Source organism: Cobetia sp. UIB-001 (genome assembly GCF_044789135.1).
GTDB classification, from domain to species: domain Bacteria; phylum Pseudomonadota; class Gammaproteobacteria; order Pseudomonadales; family Halomonadaceae; genus Cobetia; species Cobetia amphilecti.
The window spans coordinates 2,893,106-2,910,853 of sequence record NZ_CP058244.1 but is presented as its reverse complement, the minus strand read 5'-3'; the positions used below and the strand labels follow the sequence as shown (position 1 = coordinate 2,910,853).

The 17,748-nt window shown below is 63.2% G+C and carries 13 protein-coding genes; 8 read left to right on the top strand and 5 right to left on the bottom strand.

The window, feature by feature from the left end; genetic code table 11:
- Window positions 1–404: 404 nt before the first annotated feature.
- Complete coding sequence (locus tag HA399_RS12125) at window positions 405–1,958, top strand: sigma-54-dependent transcriptional regulator (RefSeq protein ID WP_043331281.1); 1,554 nt, start codon at window positions 405–407, stop codon at window positions 1,956–1,958.
- Window positions 1,959–2,293: 335 nt separating this feature from the next.
- Window positions 2,294–2,815 carry a MarR family winged helix-turn-helix transcriptional regulator gene (locus tag HA399_RS12120; RefSeq protein WP_052384225.1) on the top strand — a complete coding sequence of 174 codons (522 nt, stop codon included), beginning with the start codon at window positions 2,294–2,296 and terminating at the stop codon, window positions 2,813–2,815.
- Window positions 2,816–2,979: 164 nt separating this feature from the next.
- On the opposite strand, the gene cfa is transcribed toward HA399_RS12120, so the two are convergent.
- Window positions 2,980–4,158: a cyclopropane fatty acyl phospholipid synthase gene (cfa, locus tag HA399_RS12115; RefSeq protein ID WP_404325116.1), complete on the bottom strand. Its 1,179-nt coding sequence runs from the start codon at window positions 4,156–4,158 to the stop codon at window positions 2,980–2,982.
- Between the two features lie 516 nt (window positions 4,159–4,674).
- Window positions 4,675–5,052 carry a hypothetical protein gene (locus HA399_RS12110; RefSeq protein WP_043331278.1) on the bottom strand — a complete coding sequence of 126 codons (378 nt, stop codon included), beginning with the start codon at window positions 5,050–5,052 and terminating at the stop codon, window positions 4,675–4,677.
- Window positions 5,053–5,519: 467 nt separating this feature from the next.
- Here HA399_RS12110 and fdhA point away from each other — a divergent pair, with 467 nt between their 5' ends.
- On the top strand, window positions 5,520–6,728 hold the full coding sequence (gene fdhA / locus HA399_RS12105; RefSeq protein WP_054555477.1) for a formaldehyde dehydrogenase, glutathione-independent: 1,209 nt from the start codon (window positions 5,520–5,522) through the stop codon (window positions 6,726–6,728).
- Between the two features lie 231 nt (window positions 6,729–6,959).
- Window positions 6,960–8,198, top strand: a complete 1,239-nt coding sequence (gene argE / locus HA399_RS12100) for an acetylornithine deacetylase (RefSeq protein ID WP_404325115.1) — start codon at window positions 6,960–6,962, stop codon at window positions 8,196–8,198.
- A gap of 40 nt (window positions 8,199–8,238) precedes the next feature.
- Here argE and HA399_RS12095 read toward each other — a convergent pair whose 3' ends face one another.
- The gene (locus HA399_RS12095) at window positions 8,239–9,177 is read right to left on the bottom strand and encodes a LysR family transcriptional regulator ArgP (RefSeq protein ID WP_404325113.1); all 939 of its coding nucleotides are present in this window, start codon (window positions 9,175–9,177) and stop codon (window positions 8,239–8,241) included.
- Window positions 9,178–9,312: 135 nt separating this feature from the next.
- Between HA399_RS12095 and HA399_RS12090 the strand changes: the two genes are divergently transcribed.
- Window positions 9,313–9,918, top strand: a complete 606-nt coding sequence (locus HA399_RS12090) for a LysE/ArgO family amino acid transporter (RefSeq protein WP_043331275.1) — start codon at window positions 9,313–9,315, stop codon at window positions 9,916–9,918.
- Window positions 9,919–10,276: 358 nt separating this feature from the next.
- On the top strand, window positions 10,277–11,356 hold the full coding sequence (hppD, locus tag HA399_RS12085) for a 4-hydroxyphenylpyruvate dioxygenase (RefSeq protein WP_404325112.1): 1,080 nt from the start codon (window positions 10,277–10,279) through the stop codon (window positions 11,354–11,356).
- A gap of 150 nt (window positions 11,357–11,506) precedes the next feature.
- Here the strand turns inward: hppD and HA399_RS12080 are convergent, their stop codons facing one another.
- Complete coding sequence (locus HA399_RS12080; RefSeq protein ID WP_043331273.1) at window positions 11,507–11,995, bottom strand: Lrp/AsnC family transcriptional regulator; 489 nt, start codon at window positions 11,993–11,995, stop codon at window positions 11,507–11,509.
- A gap of 557 nt (window positions 11,996–12,552) precedes the next feature.
- Between HA399_RS12080 and HA399_RS12075 the strand changes: the two genes are divergently transcribed.
- Both HA399_RS12075 and gltS read left to right on the top strand, forming a co-directional pair.
- Window positions 12,553–14,277 (top strand): 2-isopropylmalate synthase, encoded by a 1,725-nt coding sequence (locus HA399_RS12075; RefSeq protein WP_404325111.1) that lies wholly within the window; start codon window positions 12,553–12,555, stop codon window positions 14,275–14,277.
- A 457-nt stretch (window positions 14,278–14,734) separates the two neighbouring features.
- Complete coding sequence (gene gltS / locus HA399_RS12070) at window positions 14,735–15,925, top strand: sodium/glutamate symporter (RefSeq protein ID WP_233593315.1); 1,191 nt, start codon at window positions 14,735–14,737, stop codon at window positions 15,923–15,925.
- A 258-nt stretch (window positions 15,926–16,183) separates the two neighbouring features.
- Here the strand turns inward: gltS and HA399_RS12065 are convergent, their stop codons facing one another.
- Complete coding sequence (locus tag HA399_RS12065; protein WP_404325110.1) at window positions 16,184–17,680, bottom strand: SLC13 family permease; 1,497 nt, start codon at window positions 17,678–17,680, stop codon at window positions 16,184–16,186.
- Window positions 17,681–17,748: the final 68 nt, after the last annotated feature.

Here is a 17,748-nt window from a genome sequence, read left to right as displayed (position 1 = left end):
CCCAACCAGATGGCGGCGCTGCCGAGCAGGCTGCCGTGTTGTCATTATGGCGTACATGCCAGTCCTTGCATGTCGATGACAACGCTAGGCCTTGTCGGGTGGCGTTGACCAGTGGTCAGGCGTGGCTCTGTGCCGCAGATAACGCTGCGATGGCGCGTGTCTTGTCACATAATTGTGACACTGGAGCGGTAATCGGGCGCATCCTGTGCCAGTCGGGCGCTCATGCACTGCTGTGTCGCCGTCTTTTGTAAGGAATGCTTTACGACGTTTTTGATAACGCTTACGTTAACGTCACTCAGCCGCCCGTCGCTAAGCCGCCCGTGACTCGAGCGGCGCCGCCAGGCCGGCGACACCATTTCGATGACTATGCCAACAAGAATTCCAACGACAATGCCGAGAACGCCATGCGCCTCAAACTGACCTGCCAGAATCGAATCGGGATTCTGCGCGACATCCTGGCCCCCTTTGCCGATTACGGCCTCAACGTGCTGCGCGGTGAGGTCGGCGGGGAGGCCAACAACTCCATCTATCTGCATGTGCCCAACATGCTGCGCATGCAGCTCTCGACCCTGAAGCCGACCCTCGAGGAGATTCCCGGGGTCTTCAAGGTCAGTCGCGTCAGCCTGATGCCCACCGAGCGACGCCATCTGGAGCTCAATGCACTGCTGTCATCGCTGTCAGACCCGGTGATGTCCATCGACATGGATGGGCGCGTGGTGGCGGCCAATCGCGCGGCGGGCAAGTTGCTCGGGGTGCGCATCGATGAGGTGCCGGGGCTGGCGCTGACGCGTCACGTCCAGGATGTCGACCTGCCGGAGCTGATCCGGCGCAACAATGCCCGCGTCAACGGCCTGCGCCTGCGGGTGGGGGAGGAGACCTTCCTCGCCGATATCGCGCCACTGCACACCGAGAATGAGGATGTCGCCTCGCTGGCGGGCGCCGTGGTCACCCTGCATCGTGCAGACCGCCTGGGCTCGCGTATCTATCAGATCCAGCGCACCGAGGTGCGCGGCTTCGAAGCGATATTCCAGGCGAGCCGTCAGCTGTCGGCGGTGGTCAAGGAGGCTCGCCGCATGGCACCGCTGGATGCGCCGCTCTTGATCGAGGGTGAGACCGGCACCGGCAAGGAGCTGCTGGCGCGGGCTTGCCACCTGGCTAGCCCCCGCGGCCAGGCACCCTTCATGGCGCTCAATTGCGCGGGGCTGCCGGAATCGATGGCCGAGACCGAGCTGTTCGGTTACGCCCCGGGCGCCTTCGAGGGCGCGCGCCCGGAGGGCAAGCTGGGCCTGCTGGAGCTGACCAGCGGCGGCACCATCTTTCTGGATGAGGTCGGCGAGATGAGTCCGCGCATGCAGGTCAAGCTGCTGCGCTTTTTGCAGGACGGCGGTTTCCGGCGCGTCGGCAGCGATGAGGAAACCTTCCTCGATGTGCGCGTGATCTGCGCCACTCAACAGGACCTGCCGGCACTGTGCAGCGAAGGGCGCTTCCGCCACGATCTCTTCCATCGCCTCAATGTGCTGTGTGTGCAGATACCGCCGCTCAGGGAATGTCTGGATGGGCTCGAGGAGCTGGCGCGGCATTTCCTCGAGCGCGCAGTGCGTCAGATCGGCGCTCGCGTGCGGGATATTTCGCCCGAGGCCATGGCGCGCCTGCAGGGCTATCACTGGCCGGGCAACGTGCGTCAGCTGGAAAACGTGCTGTTCCAGGCCGTCTCGCTGTGCGATGGCGAGGTGATCGAGGCGCAGCATCTACGCCTGACCGGTGAGGCGCGTGATGAAGGGCTGGACAACATCGACCTGACCGGCAGCCTGGGCGACATACACGATGAGGTGGAACGGCGCATCCTGGCGCATCTCTACCCAGAGTATCCGTCCAGCCGATTGCTGGCCAAGCGTCTGGGGGTCTCGCATACCACCATCGCCAACAAGCTCAAGCGTCACGGCATCGCGCAGGAATGACCCGCGGCGCAGGTGATGACGGGAGAGAAGAGACAACAGGGTGATAGGAAAGCAGACGAGCAGCAAAAGAAGAAAGAGGAGAAGGGGAAGAAGACAAGTCAGAAGACAGAAGCGCAGAGGCGCTTAAATACGTGTTTGAATATCGGAATTGGTGAATTGTTTTGCTCGCTAATAAAGGGTATGATTCTCATATTGTTAGCAAGCTAATATAGATGGCGTCTGATATCGCCGGCAACAGCCGCCCTGACGCCGCACCAATCAAGGCTCTCGTGGGTCTTCCGCTCAGTACCGATGAGGGGAAGTGTCATGGGAGCCTTCATGTCGAGAGATGATACATGAACGCACATTCTCCGGGGACGGATTCGACACAGGAAATTCCGTTTCACGAGCAGATCAAGCCCTCGCTGGGTGGCCAGGTCGGCCGGGTCCACCGTCTCTGGCGCACCGCCATCACCAGCGCGGTGCGGAGCCTGGACATGACGGAATCGCGCTGGACGGTCATGGTCCATCTGGAAAAGCTCGGCGAGGGCTGTACCCAACAGATGCTGGCCAGCGAGCTGGGCATCGAGATGCCGTCGCTGACGCGCACCCTCAACCAGCTCGAGGCTCAGCAGCTGATCGCGCGCGTGCCGCACGAGACCGACAAGCGGGCGCGATGCCTGTGGTTCACCGAGCAAGGCCGCCAGTGCCTGACCCAGTTGACGGAGCGCATCGAGCGAGTGCGTGCCGAGCTGTACGTCGGCTTCGATGACGAAGCGCTCAATGCCTTCGCCCGCACTCTGCTCCAGTTTGAAGACAATGCCAGTGCCAGCATCGCGCGCTCGCAGGCCGAATATCAGCGGAGTCGTCAGGGGTGACATCCGATCAGCGCTTTCGGCGTTGGGTGCGGTCTGCAGCGCGATGCTGCTGATCTACCTGATGCATGCGCTGCTCAACCGTTTCGCGGCGACGCGTCTGATTCGCCCCGCCGCTTGATACAGTCGTCGCCGGTCGAGACTGCCGGCGCCCCGCGAGCGGCGGATCAGCGTGGCGCGTCGTAGCGCCCTGCGGTGCCGTGGGTGAACACCACCTGCCACAGCTGCAGCTGGCGGGCGCGGAAGGCGCCAGCGCAGGCGCTGAGATAGTACTCGAACATGCGCTTGTCGCGCGGTGAATAGGTATCGGCCAGCTCATGCCAGTGCTGGTCGAGATTGGCGCGCCACGCCATCAATGTCGGGTCGTAGTCGGCGCCGAAATTGTGCCAGTCCTCCATCACCAGATGCGCTTCGCTGGCGCGTACCAGCTGGCTGGCGCTGGGCAGCACGCCATTGGGGAAGATATAGCGGTTGACCCAGGGGTCGGCCGAGATATCGCTCTGGTTGGAGCCGATGGTGTGCAGCACGAAGCGTCCGCCGGGGCGCAGCAGGTGCGCGGCATGGGCAAAGTAGGTGGCGTAGTTCTTGTGGCCGACGTGTTCGAACATGCCAATCGAGGCGATGGCATCGAAGCTGCCCACCGTGCGCCGGAAGTCAGGGTCGCGATAGTCCTTGAGCAGGATTTCCACCGGTAGCCCTGCGCAATGCTCACGCGCCAGCGCGGCCTGTTCGGCGGAGATGGTGATGCCGACGACCTCCACGCCGTAATGGCGTGCGGCGTAGGCGGCAAGGCTCCCCCAGCCACAGCCGATATCCAGCAACCGCATGCCGGGCGTGAGCCCCAGCTTGCGACACACCAGATCCAGCTTGGCCTGTTGCGCCTTGCCCAGGTTCTCCGCGCTCACCGGCAGGTCTTTCCAGTAGCCGCAGCTGTAGCACAGGGTGTCATCCAGCATGCGCGTGAAGAGGTCATTGCCGAAGTCATAATGCACCTTGCCGACCACGCCGGCGCGGCGGCGACTCTGCAGATTGATCACTCCGGCCTGCAGGCGATAGGCGATGCGCTCGCTGGTGGTGTGGGCGCGGCTGCCCAGGCCATGTCGCAGCAGGCGACAGATCATCTCGTCGATCTGCTCACAGTCCCACCAGCCTTCCATGTAAGCCTCGCCCAGTCCCAGGCTGCCTTGCTGCAGCACCCGCCGGAAGAGGTCCGGATGGCGAACGCGAATGTCCCAGGGATCAGGCCCGTTGAGCCTCACGCCGGAACCTGCCAGCAGATGTTCGACGGTGCGTCGATGACGGGTGTCGGGGAGTGCAACGGGGGCCAGGCGTTGTTCGATACTCATGGAAAAGCCTCCTTGACGGCGCGTGGGCGCAGAGAGTCCTGATGGGTTCGTCATGGCGTATGGCAGTGATCGACAGTCCCCGGGCGATAGGGCTGTCGAACGTCTCGCATGGCAATGCGCGAGCTTCATGCTGCGAGGTGCATGCAGCGAGGTTGCAATTACAGCGTCCGAGTCGCCACTGGCGTGCCAGCCGGGTGGCTGGTAACAACTTTCTTCACCAGGTATACGCGGCGATCAGGGGCAGCGCTGGGACAGCTTTCGTCTCAGCATAGTCAAGAGTCGTCTAATGGGGCGGTGCAATTGACTGATTTCTGGGGCAACCGATGGTTGCGGCCTTGGAACTCAAGTGCCGCAGTGCCGGTTTCCCTGGGTCATCGCATGGTGCCAGAACGCAAGAAAGCCGCCCCTGGGGGCGGCTTTCTGACGGATGCTGCGCTTTCGCTTTCGCCGTCGTTGCGACTTTCGCTTTCACGTTCAATCGTGCTGTCAGGTCACGCTACCTGACGACTGAACGCCTCAGCGGCAGCGCACGGTCCAGACGACCTTGTAGCCTTCGCCTTCATGGGTGGCGGCAGCCATTTCGGTGTCTTCATTGACGGTGCCACCTTCCAGCTGGTCATTGCCATCGGCGGCCTTGGCGGTGGCGTCGTGCGGGCCGAAGACGCGCGAGTCGAGCACATCGTACTTGTCGCGGTCCTGCTCTTCACACACCTCGAGCGCGCGTTCCTTGACCTGTGCGATGGCATCATCGCGGTCTTCATCGACGGCGCTGACTTCATAGCGCGTGTCCTGCTTCTCGATCACGCTGGTGTTGCCGCAACCGGCGATGAAGGCGGAGCCGACGAGGGCTAGGGTCATGCAGGAATTGCGCAGGGCGTTGGATGTCAGGGTCATGATCTCTCCTTGAAGTGTCTTTCAGAGCTGTCTTTCAAAGCTGTCTTTCAGAGCTTTCGTTCAGAGCGGTCTTCCAGAGCCGCCGTAAGCGGGCTCGGGTCGCAATATCTGTCGTCAAGATGACGCTGACATCAGTACTGGGGGGTATGGGCGCGTGCTTCAAGTGTCGAGATGCATCGACGCTGGCTGTCGCCTGCCGCCAACAGCAGAGGCGCGGGGGCACTGGCGAGTGGGCGTGCGGGCAGCCGAAGTGACACTTTGGTCGTGAACTGTCTCATTTAGGCATGTCGATGCCTCATCTGGACAGCCAACCTGTGACAACTGACCTAGTCTGCATGAGCCCTACCGGTTGGACGCCACCGACCGGGGGCTGGTGGCCGGTGCAGGAAAAGTGACGGGCGGCGCAAGCCAGCTTGTCTGCCTGTCGCCGGCCACGTGCCAAACCCCATGCCAGCCAGGAGCACGTCATGTCAGCCAATGCCAATCGCGGAGTCGTATACCAGGGAGCGGGGAAGGTGAGCGTCGAATCACTGGACTATCCGACCCTGGCGCTGGGAAATCGCAAGTGTGAACACGGGGTCATTCTCAAGGTCGTCTCGACCAATATCTGCGGCAGCGATCAGCACATGGTGCGTGGCCGCACCACGGCGCCGCAGGGCCTGGTACTGGGCCACGAGATCACCGGTCTGGTCGTCGAGGCCGGGCGCGATGTGGAATTCATCAAGGTCGGTGACATCGTCTCGGTACCCTTCAACATTGCCTGCGGCCGCTGCCGCAACTGCAAGGAAGGCAAGACGGGGATCTGTCTGAACGTCAATCCGGCGCGTCCCGGCGCGGCCTACGGCTATGTCGACATGGGCGGCTGGACTGGCGGTCAGACAGATTACGTCATGGTGCCCTATGCCGACTTCAACCTGCTCAAGTTCCCGGATGCCGACCAGGCGATGGAGAAGATCCGTGATCTGACGCTGCTGTCCGATATCTTCCCCACCGGCTTCCACGGCTGCGTGACCGCGGGGGTCGGGCCGGGCTCCACGGTGTATATCGCGGGCGCCGGGCCGGTCGGGCTGGCGGCGGCCGTGTCCGCCCAGCTGCTGGGGGCGGCCTGTGTCATCGTCGGTGACATGATCCCCGAGCGTTTGCAGCAGGCCGAGAGCTTCGGCTGCGAGACCATCGATCTGCGTCAGGAAGGCTCGATGGAAGACAAGGTCGAGGTGATTCTCGGCGAGCGCGAAGTGGATTGCTTCGTCGACTGCGTCGGCTTCGAGGCGCATGGCTGTGGTTGTGATCACGGCCGCGAGCAGCCGGCCACGGTGCTCAACTCGGCGATGGCCCTGACGCGTGCCGGCGGCCAGATCGGCATCCCCGGGCTTTATGTCACCGAAGACCCGGGTGCCGAGGATGAGGCCGCCAAGGTCGGGGCGCTGTCGATGCGCTTCGGGCTGGGCTGGGCCAAGTCCCACTCGCTGCACACGGGCCAGTGCCCGGTGATGAAGTATCACCGCCCGTTGATGCAGGCGATCCTGTTCGGGCGCGTCAATATCGCCGATGCGGTCAATGTGCAGGTCATCAGTCTGGAAGAAGCCCCGCAGGGCTATGCGGACTTCGATGGCGGCGCTGCCAAGAAATTCGTCATCGACCCCCACGCCATGGTGCGCAACGGCCGTGCCGCTTGATGCCATCACGGCCTGAATCCCGCCCGTAGCGGAGTTCTGTCGCCACAGACGACGCCGCCACGCCCTCTGACCGGGTGTGGCGGCGTCGTCTTTTTTGAAGCGTGCCTGCCAGGCGGATGTTGCAGCCAGGCCCTTGTTGTCGAAGAGGCGCTGCGCTATACCGGTGAGCATATGAGGCCAGCGCGCTGCGTGTGGTGCTCTCCGCTCTGATGTATCTGCACAGGAATGCCCATGTCCGCTTCAGCGTCCCCCATCGCCAATACCGCCAGCCTGATGCCGCAGCACGCCGATTTTTCCGACTGGCCCAATAGCCGCGACTGGCTGGCGCATCTGGTCAGCTTCAATACCGTGTCGCGTGAGTCGAATCTGGCGTTGATCCATTGCCTGCGCGACGCCCTGGAAGTGGTCGGTGTCAGTGCCGAGGTCATCCACAACGATGGCGGCGACAAGGCCAATCTGCTGGCGGTGATCGGGCCGGAGGTCGAGGGCGGTGTGGTGCTCTCCGGGCACACCGATGTGGTGCCGGTGGAGGGTCAGGCCTGGGACAGCGATCCCTTCACGCTGCGTGAGGACGAGGGTCGCCTTCATGGGCGCGGTTCCGCCGACATGAAGGGCTTCATCGCCTGCTGCATGGCGGCGGTGCCGGCGCTGGTGAATGCCCAGCGTGCGGGCACGCTGAAAAAGCCGGTGATTCTTGCCTTCTCCTATGACGAGGAGATCGGCTGTCTGGGCGCGCCGCGCATGATCGCGCGCCTGCGTGACCGCCTGCCGCGTCCGGCGGCGGTGCTGGTGGGCGAGCCGACCATGATGGCGATCGTCGATGCCCACAAGGGCATTACCGATCTGCGCACCACGGTGACCGGCAAGCCGTCGCATTCCAGTCTGGTCTATCAGGGAGTGAGTGCCATCCATCTGGCGGCGCGCATGGTGACCTTCATCGAGGACCGTATGCAGGCGCGCATCGACTGCGGCCATCTGGACGAGCGCTTCGGTGTGCCCCACGCCAGTCTGCATGTCGGGCGTATCGAGGGGGGCACGGCGGTCAACATCACCGCCGGGGAGTGCATCTTCGACTGGGAGCTGCGTCATTTGCCGGGCGAGGATGTCGAGGCGATGCTGGCGGAGATCGATGCCCACGCCGAGCGTCTGGTCGCTCCCTATCGGGAGCGCGCGCCAGAAGTGGCGATTCGTAGCGAACGCACGGTGGAAACGGTGCCGTCACTCGGGCATGGCGATCGGGACCCGGCCATTCGCCTCTGCCAGCGTCTGCTGGGCGATGAGCGGGCCAGCGAGGCCGTGGCGTACACCACGGAGGCGGGCCAGTTCCATAGCGAAGGCTGGCCGACGGTGGTCTGCGGGCCAGGCTCCATCGGGGTCGCGCATCAGGCCAATGAGTACATCGAGCTCAGCCAGCTGGCGGCCTGTGATCGCTTCCTGGCCCAGCTGGTGCGTGAGCAACAGGGCGGCTGAGACTCCTGTGTCGGGCCTGATGCACGACTGACACGTGCTCTCACAGCATGCCGGGGCGGGGCGTCTCCTGCTCCGGCATCGGGCGCAATACCGTGGCACATTCCCGCAGCAGGTGGTCGGTGAGCTTGTCCAGCGTGCTGCCACCGTGGCGCCAGTGATGCCAGTAAAGCGGCACATCGAGGGCATGGTTCGGCGCGATATCCACCAGCTCACCACTTGCCAGCAGATGCGCCGCCTGCTGCTCGGGAATCATGCCGTAGCCCATTCCGCTCAAGGCCAGGCGCACGAAACCTTCCGACGACGGGCAGAGATGGTGGGGGAAGGGCTCATCGAAGCCCATGGTCGACAACAGCCGGTGCTGCAGGCGGTCATCACGGCCATAGACGATGGCGGGCATGCTGCGCAGGGTCTCGGCCGGCAGAAGGGGCGGGATGGGATGGCCTTTCTTTGCGATATGGCGCTGCACGAAGTCCGGGCTGGCCAGCGCCCGATAGCGCATGCTGCCCAGTGGGTGGGAGCGCGCCCCCTGTACCGGGCGTGGCGTGGCACAGATGCAGCCCGCGACTTCTCCATCACGCATGCGCCTGAGCGCCACTTCCTGATCCTCCACCAGCATGTCCAGCAACAGGTCACGCTCGCGACAGAAACTGCCGGTGACGGTCGGCCACCAGGTGGCCAGCGAATCGGCATTGATGGCGATGCGCAGTCGCTGCTCGCTCTCGCCGAGGGCGGGAATCTGGTCGAGCAGGTCATGTTCCAGCAGGCGCACCTGCTGGACATGATTGAGCAGGCGCCGCCCGAGTGGCGTCGGCCCCAGGCGCGGTGTACGCACCAGTACCGGCTGCCCCAGCCGTGCCTCCAGCAACTTGATGCGCTGCGAGACCGCCGACTGCGTCAGTCCCAGTGCTCGCGCCCCGCGTTCAAAGCCCCCCTGATCGATGACGGCCGCCAGCGCCTCCAGCAATTTATAGTCCAGCATCAGTATTCCTTATGATCCATTCCCTGAATCAATTTCCTTGATGGATTCATCCTAGCGTACTCTGCCTGCCTCAGCACTGACAGCCGTGGCAGACGTCGTCAGTCACGGCAACGACACGACGAAAGGACAGGCGATATGTGGTGGTCATTCTTCAATGGGGCAGGGGTAGGCGCAGGCTTGATCATCGCCATCGGGGCGCAGAATGCCTTCGTGTTGGGACAGGGGCTCAAGCGCGAGCATCAATGGTGGGTGGCGGGGCTCTGCGCGCTGTGTGATGGCGTGCTGATCATCGCTGGCGTGCTCGGGCTGGGCGCGCTGATGCAGCAGTCGCCGCTGTTGATGAGCATTGCCCGCTGGGGCGGGGTGGCGTTTCTGCTCTGGCAGGCACTCAAGGCATTGGGGCGCATGCGCACTGGCGGCCAGCTGACGGCGAGCAACGCGCTCAAGGCCAATCTCGGCAAGGTGCTGGCGGCGACCTTGGCCGTCACGCTGCTCAACCCGCAGGTCTATCTGGATACGCTGGTGATGCTGGGCGCGATCGGCGCGCAGCAGCCGTCCCCGCAAAGCTTCATCGTCGGGGCGAGCCTGGCCTCCTTCGGCTGGTTCTTCGGTCTGGTGGCATGTGCCGGTTGGCTGGCACCACGTCTGACCAGTCCGCGTGCCTGGCAGGTCATCGAGGCCTTCATCGCCACGATTCTGCTGTGGGTGGCCTGGCAGCTGGGCAGCGGTGCCTGGCTCTAGCGGCCAACGCAAGACGGGCAAGAGGCAACAGCAGGCGAGACGCGCCGATAGGTGTAAAGAAAGCATGACGCAGTGTCAGGCGCTGGCGGCAGTGGGAGCGCCCCGAGTGGGCAGTGTCGAGATGGCCGTCAGCGCCATGGCAGGGTTTCGTTACATGTCTGGCGTGAGGGGAGGCCGGACACGGCACCAATGAGGGCGCAAGGCGAATGGGCAGGGCGGCAGGCAAGGCATAGATTTCCGATAACGGAATCGGGACACGACAGGTGATGCGCGCGACGTGTTCGCCTGTCGTGAAGGATGTTGCCCGCCTTTTCTCTACCTTGCCTGCCTTGTCGGCAGCCTGACTCAGGAGCCCCTCATGAACGCACCGGCGCGTATCGAACAGCACAATCCCATCGGCACGGACGGCTTCGAGTTCGTCGAATTCACGGCCCCGGATGCGGCCGGCATCGATGCCCTGCGCAAGTTGTTCAACCAGCTCGGATTTACCGAGACCCGTCGCCATCGCTCCAAGCAGGTGTTCCTGTTCCAGCAGCACGGCATCAATGTGGTGATCAACGCCGAGCCGAACAGCCCGGCGGCGGAATTCGCGGCGATCCACGGCCCGAGTGCCTGTGCGATGGCCTGGCGCGTGGCGGATGCCGAGCAGGCGCATCGCTACGCCCTGGCGCACGGTGCGCGCAGCGTCGAGCATCCGGTCGGGCCGGGCGAGGTGGGCATCCCTGCGGTGCAAGGCATCGGCGGTTCGGTGCTGTACTTCGTGGACCATCACCGCGAGCGCTCGATCTACGATACCGACTTCGTCGCCATCGACGGCGCAATCGAGAATGCCAACAGTGTCGGCCTGCATACGCTGGATCACCTGACCCACAATGTCGGGCGTGGCCAGATGGATGTGTGGGCCGACTTCTATGCGCGTATCGCCAACTTCCGCGAGATCCGCTATTTCGATATCGAAGGCAAGATGACCGGGCTCTTCTCGCGCGCGATGACGGCGCCCTGCGGCAAGATGCACATTCCCATCAACGAGTCAGCGGATGATGACTCCCAGATCGCGGAATTCATCCGCGAATACCATGGCGAGGGTATCCAGCATCTGGCGATGGCGACGGACGATATCCATGCCACCGTCAAGGCGCTCAAGGCCAATGGCGTCACCTTCCTGTCCACGCCGGCCACCTATTATGAGAAGGTCGATGCGCGGGTGCCCAACCATGAAGAGAATGTCGAGGACCTCAAGGCATTGAATCTGCTGGTCGATGGCGCGCCGGGGGAGGGCATTCTGTTGCAGATCTTCACCGAGACGGTGATCGGGCCGATCTTCTTCGAGATCATCCAGCGCAAGGGCAACGATGGCTTCGGCGAGGGCAACTTCAAGGCGCTGTTCGAATCCATCGAGGAAGACCAGATTCGCCGCGGCATCATCGGTGGCGAGTGATTTCCCCAATCGGCACGCCGAGTGATTTCGCTAGCCGGTACGCCCTGATCAGGGCGTGATCACGATGGCATCTTCAGCAACACGAAAGCCCCGCCGGTGATAGCCGACGGGGCTTTCGTGTTGCTGAAGTCTTGATTCAGGCAGTCAGGCTCAGGAGGTCGTCGGGACGCGCTGGTGATCGATCACCTGACGCAGCACGAAGCTTGAATGCACGCCGGTCACCCCCTCGATCCGCGTGATCTGCTTGAGCAGCAGGTCGTGATAGTCATCCATGTCCTTGACCACCACCTTGAGCTGGTAATCGGCTTCCTGGCCGGTGATCAGCAGGCATTCCATCACCTGGGGCAGCGAGGCGATGGTGTCCTCGAAGTTGGTGAAGCGCTCCGGGGTGTGGCGGTCCATCGAGATATGCAGCAGCGCCATCAGGCTGAGTCCCAGCTTGCGGGCATCTATCTGGGCGCGGTAGCCGGTGATCATGCCGCTTTCTTCCAGCGCACGGACTCGGCGTAGGCAAGGCGACGGGGACAGGCCGATGCGCTCCGCGAGTTCCTGATTGCTGATGCGACCCGAGTGCTGAAGCTCGTCAAGAATGCGACGGTCGAAGCGGTCCAGTGTCGGGAGAGGAATATTCTGGCTCATTTTCGCAATCCATTAGCGGTGAAGATGTGAATGGTGAAATAATCTGCTTTTAAGATGGCGATGTCATGTGGTTTTCGCAATCGTCCGCCCTGATATGCGGCATATACTGTAATCACTGCTCAGCGATGAAGATGCCCGCTCGGGTCGTGGCTGTCGCATGACACGACGCACGGCGCGAACGACAGACCTGAGCAGGATGAGCCACCGGCGCTGGCGACACGCCTCTTGCAACCGGTGAACGCGGAACGCAGTCGGCTTCTGATCGAAGCGAGGCTGCCGAAAGGGCTCTGGTGGTGATCCCACCGTCCTTCTCTCCGCGCGGGAGACCGTGATCCGGTCCCGGAGCTTGCGGCGGGCAGTGACGTTACGCTGCCCCCGACTTGCTTGCTTGCCCTGCTGACGGCAAGCTTTCGGATGCAAGGCCTTCACGCCTTCGTCATCTCACATTTACTCAGGCGCCCCGATTGGGACACTGTTGAGTGCGAAAGGTGCCATCGATCTCCCGTATCGGGCCTCGATTGCCGGTTTTTCGCACCCAGACCGCCAAGGACACGACCATGACTGCTGCATCCACGCCAAGTGCTGCCTTCGACCACACCAAATATCGCCCCGTGACACCTGTCGCACTGACCGACCGCCAGTGGCCGTCGCGTACCGTGACCCAGGCGCCGCTATGGGCGAGTGTCGACCTGCGTGATGGCAATCAGGCGCTGCTCGAGCCGATGACGGTCGAGCAGAAGAAGCTGATGTGGAAGCTGCTGGTCAAGATCGGCCTCAAGGAGATCGAAGTCGGTTTCCCCTCCGCCAGTCAGCTCGATTTCGACTTCGTGCGCTGGTTGATCGAGGAAGATCAGGTTCCGGAAGGCGTCAGCATCCAGGTGCTGGTGCAGGCGCGTGAGCATCTGATCGCGCGTACCTTCGAATCGCTGGTCGGTGCGCGTGATGCCGTCGTTCACGTCTACAACTCCACCTCCACCGTGCAACGTGAGCGGGTGTTCGAGATGGACCGTGACGGCATCAAGGCCATCGCCGTCGAGGGTGCACAGCTGGTCAAGGACTACGCCGAGCGCTACCCGGACACCAACTGGGTGTTCCAGTACTCGCCGGAGAGCTTCACCTCCACCGAGATGGATTACGCCGTCGAGGTGTGTGAGGCGGTGATGGATGTCTGGCAGCCGACGCCGGAAAAACGCTGCATCCTCAATCTGCCGGCCACGGTGGAAGTGGGCCCGGCCAATCACTTCGCCGACCAGGTCGAGTACTTCATCAAGCACCTGAGCCGTCGTGACTGCGCGATCATCTCGCTGCACACCCACAACGACCGCGGTGGCGCCGCCGCTGCCGCCGAACTTGGCCTGCTGGCCGGCGCTGATCGCATCGAAGGCACCCTGCTGGGCAACGGTGAGCGCACCGGCAACATGGACCTGATCACCCTGGCGATGAACCTCTACAGCCAGGGCATCGATCCGGAGCTGGATCTCTCCAACCCGGACGAGATCATCCAGGTCTATACCGAGTGCACCAATCTGCCGGTTCACCCGCGTCACCCGTGGGTCGGCGAGCTGGTCTACACCGCCTTCTCCGGCAGCCACCAGGACGCCATCCGCAAGTGCCTCAAGAAGCAGCAGCCTGACGAGCCGTGGCAGGTCGCCTATCTGCCCATCGACCCGCAGGACCTGGGCCGCGACTTCCAGGCGGTGATCCGCGTCAACAGTCAGTCCGGCAAGGGTGGCATGGCCTTCCTGCTCGAGCGCGATCATGGCATCAGCCTGCCGCGCTGGATGAGTCTCGAGCTTGCGCCGCACGTGCAGAAGGCCAGCGAGCAGGTCAGTGGTGAGCTGTCCAGCGACCAGATTCGCGCGATTCTCGATGCCAGCTTCAAGCGTGAGGCGCCGCTGAGTCTCAAGGGCTATCGTCTGGATCGCGAAGGGGCCGAGCAGCTCACTGCGACACTGGTCGATGACAAGGGCGAGCAGATCGCGCTGGCCGGCGAAGGCAACGGTGCCATCTCCGCCTTCATGGATGCCTGGCAGCGTCACACCGGTACCACCGTCAGCGTGGTGGACTACGGTGAGCACGCCCTCGGCGAAGGCAGCGATGCCGTCGCGGTGGCCTTCGTGATGCTCAACCTGGATGGCAAGCGTGTCTGCGGCATGGCCGAGGATGGCGATACCGTGAGCGCATCGCTCAAGGCCGTGCTGTCGGCGGTCAATCGCGGCCTGGAAAGCAGTGCACGCAGCGAAGCGGAACGTGCCGAGGAAGCCGGCCCGGTCGCTGTCTGACGACAACACGCCTCATGCGTGACTGATCAGGGGCTTTTTTGCCTCTCTCGAGACCCTCGCTCATCAGAGCGGGGGTCTTTGCGTTTCGTGGCAGGGCAGAAGTTGCCCGGCTGGCGCTCACGCCCGCCGTTGCTGGGCTGACGCGGGCAGGCTTGCGTGGAAAATACGTGTCATGCTCGCCAGGCCGCTATAGACTTTTGTCTGATGTTGACGGCTCAGTCAACATCCGGACTTGCACCGGTGCCCACCCTGCGTATCATCGCTGCACCCGCATAATGATAACGATCTGGTGGCAGACCGGATTCGAGAACACAACAATTCCAAGCGGTGCAAAGGCAAACCCCCTGATTGAAGAGATAATGGATGCGTCCCCATCCCTGCTCTGATCGGGCATCGCCAGTGCACCTCTCGTTCAGGAGGTCCGCTAGAACAACCCACAACTACTCATCGGTATCGCATGATTCAACTTGATGCTATCACCACCCTGTTGCTGGCGGCGCTTGTCCTCGTCGTTGGCCATCTGATCGTCGAGCGCGTGCGCGTGCTGCGCGAATTCAATATCCCCGAGCCTGTGGTCGGCGGCCTCATCGCTACCATCATCGTCACCGGCCTGCGTGGCCTGGGTTACGAGTTCCAGTTCTTCGGCGGTCTCCAGACTCCCTTCATGTTGCTGTTCTTCGGCTCCGTTGGCCTGTCGGCCGACGTTCGCATGATTCGTGCCGGCGGCAGCAAGCTGGTGCTGTTCCTCGCGCTGGTCATCGGTCTGCTCATCCTGCAGAACCTGCTGGGTGTCGGTGTTGCCAGTCTGTTCGGTCTTGATCCGGTACTGGGTCTGCTCGGCGGTTCCATCACCATGTCCGGTGGCCACGGTACCGGCGCGGCATGGGCCAACGTCTTCGCCGACGAATATGGCATCAATGGCGCGATGGAAGTCGCGATGGCCTGTGCCACCTTCGGGCTGGTGTTCGGTTCCCTGATCGGTGGACCGACGGCGCGTTTCCTGATCAATCGCATGAAGCGCGAAGGGCAGGACATCAACGCCCAGGTCAGCGATTCCGAATATGACGAGACGGAAGTCCAGCACCCGCTGAATACGGCCAATGCCCTGAAGACACTCTTCATGCTGCTGCTCGGGGTCGTCTGTGGCCAGCAGCTGCAGTCACTCACCTCGGGCACCGCCTTCTCGCTGCCGACCTTCGTGTGGGTGCTGTTCAGCTGTATCGTCATCGGCAACGTGGTGCGCGCCTTCGGCGACAAGCACCTCAATACCCACGCCGTCGATGTGCTGGGCAACATCAGCCTGTCCATCTTCCTGGCGCTGGCGCTGATGACGCTCAAGCTCTGGGATCTGGCCAATCTGGCATTGCCGATTCTGGCCATCCTGCTGGCACAGGTCGCGCTGGTGTTCCTCTACACCACCCAGGTCACCTTCCGCCTGATGGGCAAGAACTATGACGCTGCGGTACTGGTCGCGGGTAACTGTGGTTTCGGCATGGGCGCCACGCCGACGGCGATCGCCAACATGCAGGCGGTCACGCAGCACCACGGGCCGTCGCGTCTGGCCTTCATCATCGTGCCGGTGGTGGGTGGCTTCCTGATCGATATCGCCAACTCGCTGATCATCAAGGGCTTCCTCGGCTTCTTCTGAACATGACCGCAGGTGTCATGATGAGAAGTCGCAGAATCTGCCTGGCATGAACGACAACGCCGGACTCCATTGGAGTCCGGCGTTGTCGTTTCGGGGGGCTGAAGCTTGCAGGTTTCGATGTCTCAGGCTTCAAGGGCTCAGGCTTCAAAGGCGGTGAGAACCTCGTCAGGCGCTTGTGTTCTCGCCCTCGTTCTCACCCTCACTTTCACCTTCGCTCGCACCTTCGCTCTCCTCCAGGCCCCGCGCCAGCACTTGCCTCTACACCCACAGTGCCACGATCAGGCCATAGGCCAGCAGCGTGACGACCACGGTACCGGCCAGGTTCAGGAAGAAGCCGGCGCGCATCATGGTCTGGATCTTGAGGTGGCCGGTGGCGAACACGATGGCGTTGGGCGGAGTCGCCACCGGCATCATGAAGGCACAGCTGGCCGCGATGGCCGCCGGCACGGTGATCAGCAGCGGATCGATGTCCAGTGACAGCGCCAGTGCCCCCAGCAGCGGCAGGAAGGCGGCTGCCGTCGCGGTATTGGAGGTGACCTCGGTCAGGAAGATGATCACCACGACCACGATGGCGACCAGGCCGATGAGCGGCAGCACGCTGAACATCGACAGCTGGCCTGCGATCCACTCGGCGAGCCCCGAGCTCTTGATCACGCCCGCCAGTGCCAGACCACCCCCGAACAGCAGCAACACGCCCCAGGGCAGGTCACGCGCGTCTTCCCACACCAGCAGACGGCGGCCGCGTGAGGTGCCGGAGGGAATGGCGAACAGGCCCACGCCGATGGCCATGGCGATGCCGGTGTCCGACAGCCAGGCAAGGCCCATCTGGTTGATCAGCGGACGGAACATCCACAGCAGGGCAGCCACCAGGAAGGCGACGCCGACACGTTTCTCGGCGCTGCTCATGGCGCCCAGTGCCTTGAGCTCGCGGCTGATCATCTCGCCGCTGTCTGCCGTCTCGGACTTGAAGGAGAAGGGCGTGCGCGTCAGCCACCACCAGGTGATGGCGCACATCGCGATGGCGACCGGCAGGCCGACGAGCATCCACTGGGCGAAGCCGATCTCGATGCCTTGATCACTGGACAGGTAACCCGCCAGCAGGGCATTGGGCGGCGTGCCGATCAGGGTCGCGATACCACCGAGGCTGGCGGAGTAGGCGATACCCAGCAGCAGGGCGGCGGCGTAGCGCTTCAGTTCCGGGTCATTGCTCTCGCGCTCGTCCTGACCACTGGACATCAGGCTGACCACTGACATGCCGATGGGCAGCATCATGATGCTGGTGGCGGTGTTGGACACCCACATGCTGATGAAGCCGGTGGCGATCATGAAGCCGGCGATCTGGCGGCGCGGCGAGTGACCGGCAAGCTTCAGCGTATGCAGGGCCACGCGGCGATGCAGGTCCCAGCGCTGCATGGCGATCCCGAGCAGGAAGCCACCGAGGAACAGGTAGATGGTCGGGTTGGCATAGGCGGCGGTGGTGCTCTTGATGTCGTCGATGCCAAGCGCCGGCACCAGCACGATGGGCAGCAGCGAGGTCACCGGAATCGGCAGGGCCTCGGTGGCCCACCAGGTGGCCATCAGCAGGGCCAGCCCGACGCAGAGCCAGGCGCTGTCCGGCATGTCACCCGGTGCCGGTGTCAGCCAGGTCAGCAGCAACAGGAGGGGTCCGAGTATCAGGCCGATGCGCGCCGCGAGTGGCGCTTGTGGCGGCGTAGTGGATTGATCAGCGACGTGATCGGGAGATTGCTCAGGCATGTCGACTCCAGAGAAGCCGGTCGGCGACTGGCTTCCTCATCATGGTGGTCATCGTGTTGTTGGTATGG

What these genes read in the sequence shown, in the direction of transcription:
- gltS (WP_233593315.1), top strand. Translation starts at nt 14,735, where the DNA reads ATGATTCAACTTGATGCTATCACCACCCTGTTGCTGGCGGCGCTTGTC.
- HA399_RS12095 (WP_404325113.1), bottom strand. Translation starts at nt 9,177, where the DNA reads ATGCTGGACTATAAATTGCTGGAGGCGCTGGCGGCCGTCATCGATCAG.
- HA399_RS12075 (WP_404325111.1), top strand. Translation starts at nt 12,553, where the DNA reads ATGACTGCTGCATCCACGCCAAGTGCTGCCTTCGACCACACCAAATAT.
- HA399_RS12080 (WP_043331273.1), bottom strand. Translation starts at nt 11,995, where the DNA reads ATGAGCCAGAATATTCCTCTCCCGACACTGGACCGCTTCGACCGTCGC.
- hppD (WP_404325112.1), top strand. Translation starts at nt 10,277, where the DNA reads ATGAACGCACCGGCGCGTATCGAACAGCACAATCCCATCGGCACGGAC.
- HA399_RS12120 (WP_052384225.1), top strand. Translation starts at nt 2,294, where the DNA reads ATGAACGCACATTCTCCGGGGACGGATTCGACACAGGAAATTCCGTTT.
- cfa (WP_404325116.1), bottom strand. Translation starts at nt 4,158, where the DNA reads ATGAGTATCGAACAACGCCTGGCCCCCGTTGCACTCCCCGACACCCGT.
- HA399_RS12065 (WP_404325110.1), bottom strand. Translation starts at nt 17,680, where the DNA reads ATGCCTGAGCAATCTCCCGATCACGTCGCTGATCAATCCACTACGCCG.
- HA399_RS12125 (WP_043331281.1), top strand. Translation starts at nt 405, where the DNA reads ATGCGCCTCAAACTGACCTGCCAGAATCGAATCGGGATTCTGCGCGAC.
- HA399_RS12110 (WP_043331278.1), bottom strand. Translation starts at nt 5,052, where the DNA reads ATGACCCTGACATCCAACGCCCTGCGCAATTCCTGCATGACCCTAGCC.
- argE (WP_404325115.1), top strand. Translation starts at nt 6,960, where the DNA reads ATGTCCGCTTCAGCGTCCCCCATCGCCAATACCGCCAGCCTGATGCCG.
- HA399_RS12090 (WP_043331275.1), top strand. Translation starts at nt 9,313, where the DNA reads ATGTGGTGGTCATTCTTCAATGGGGCAGGGGTAGGCGCAGGCTTGATC.
- fdhA (WP_054555477.1), top strand. Translation starts at nt 5,520, where the DNA reads ATGTCAGCCAATGCCAATCGCGGAGTCGTATACCAGGGAGCGGGGAAG.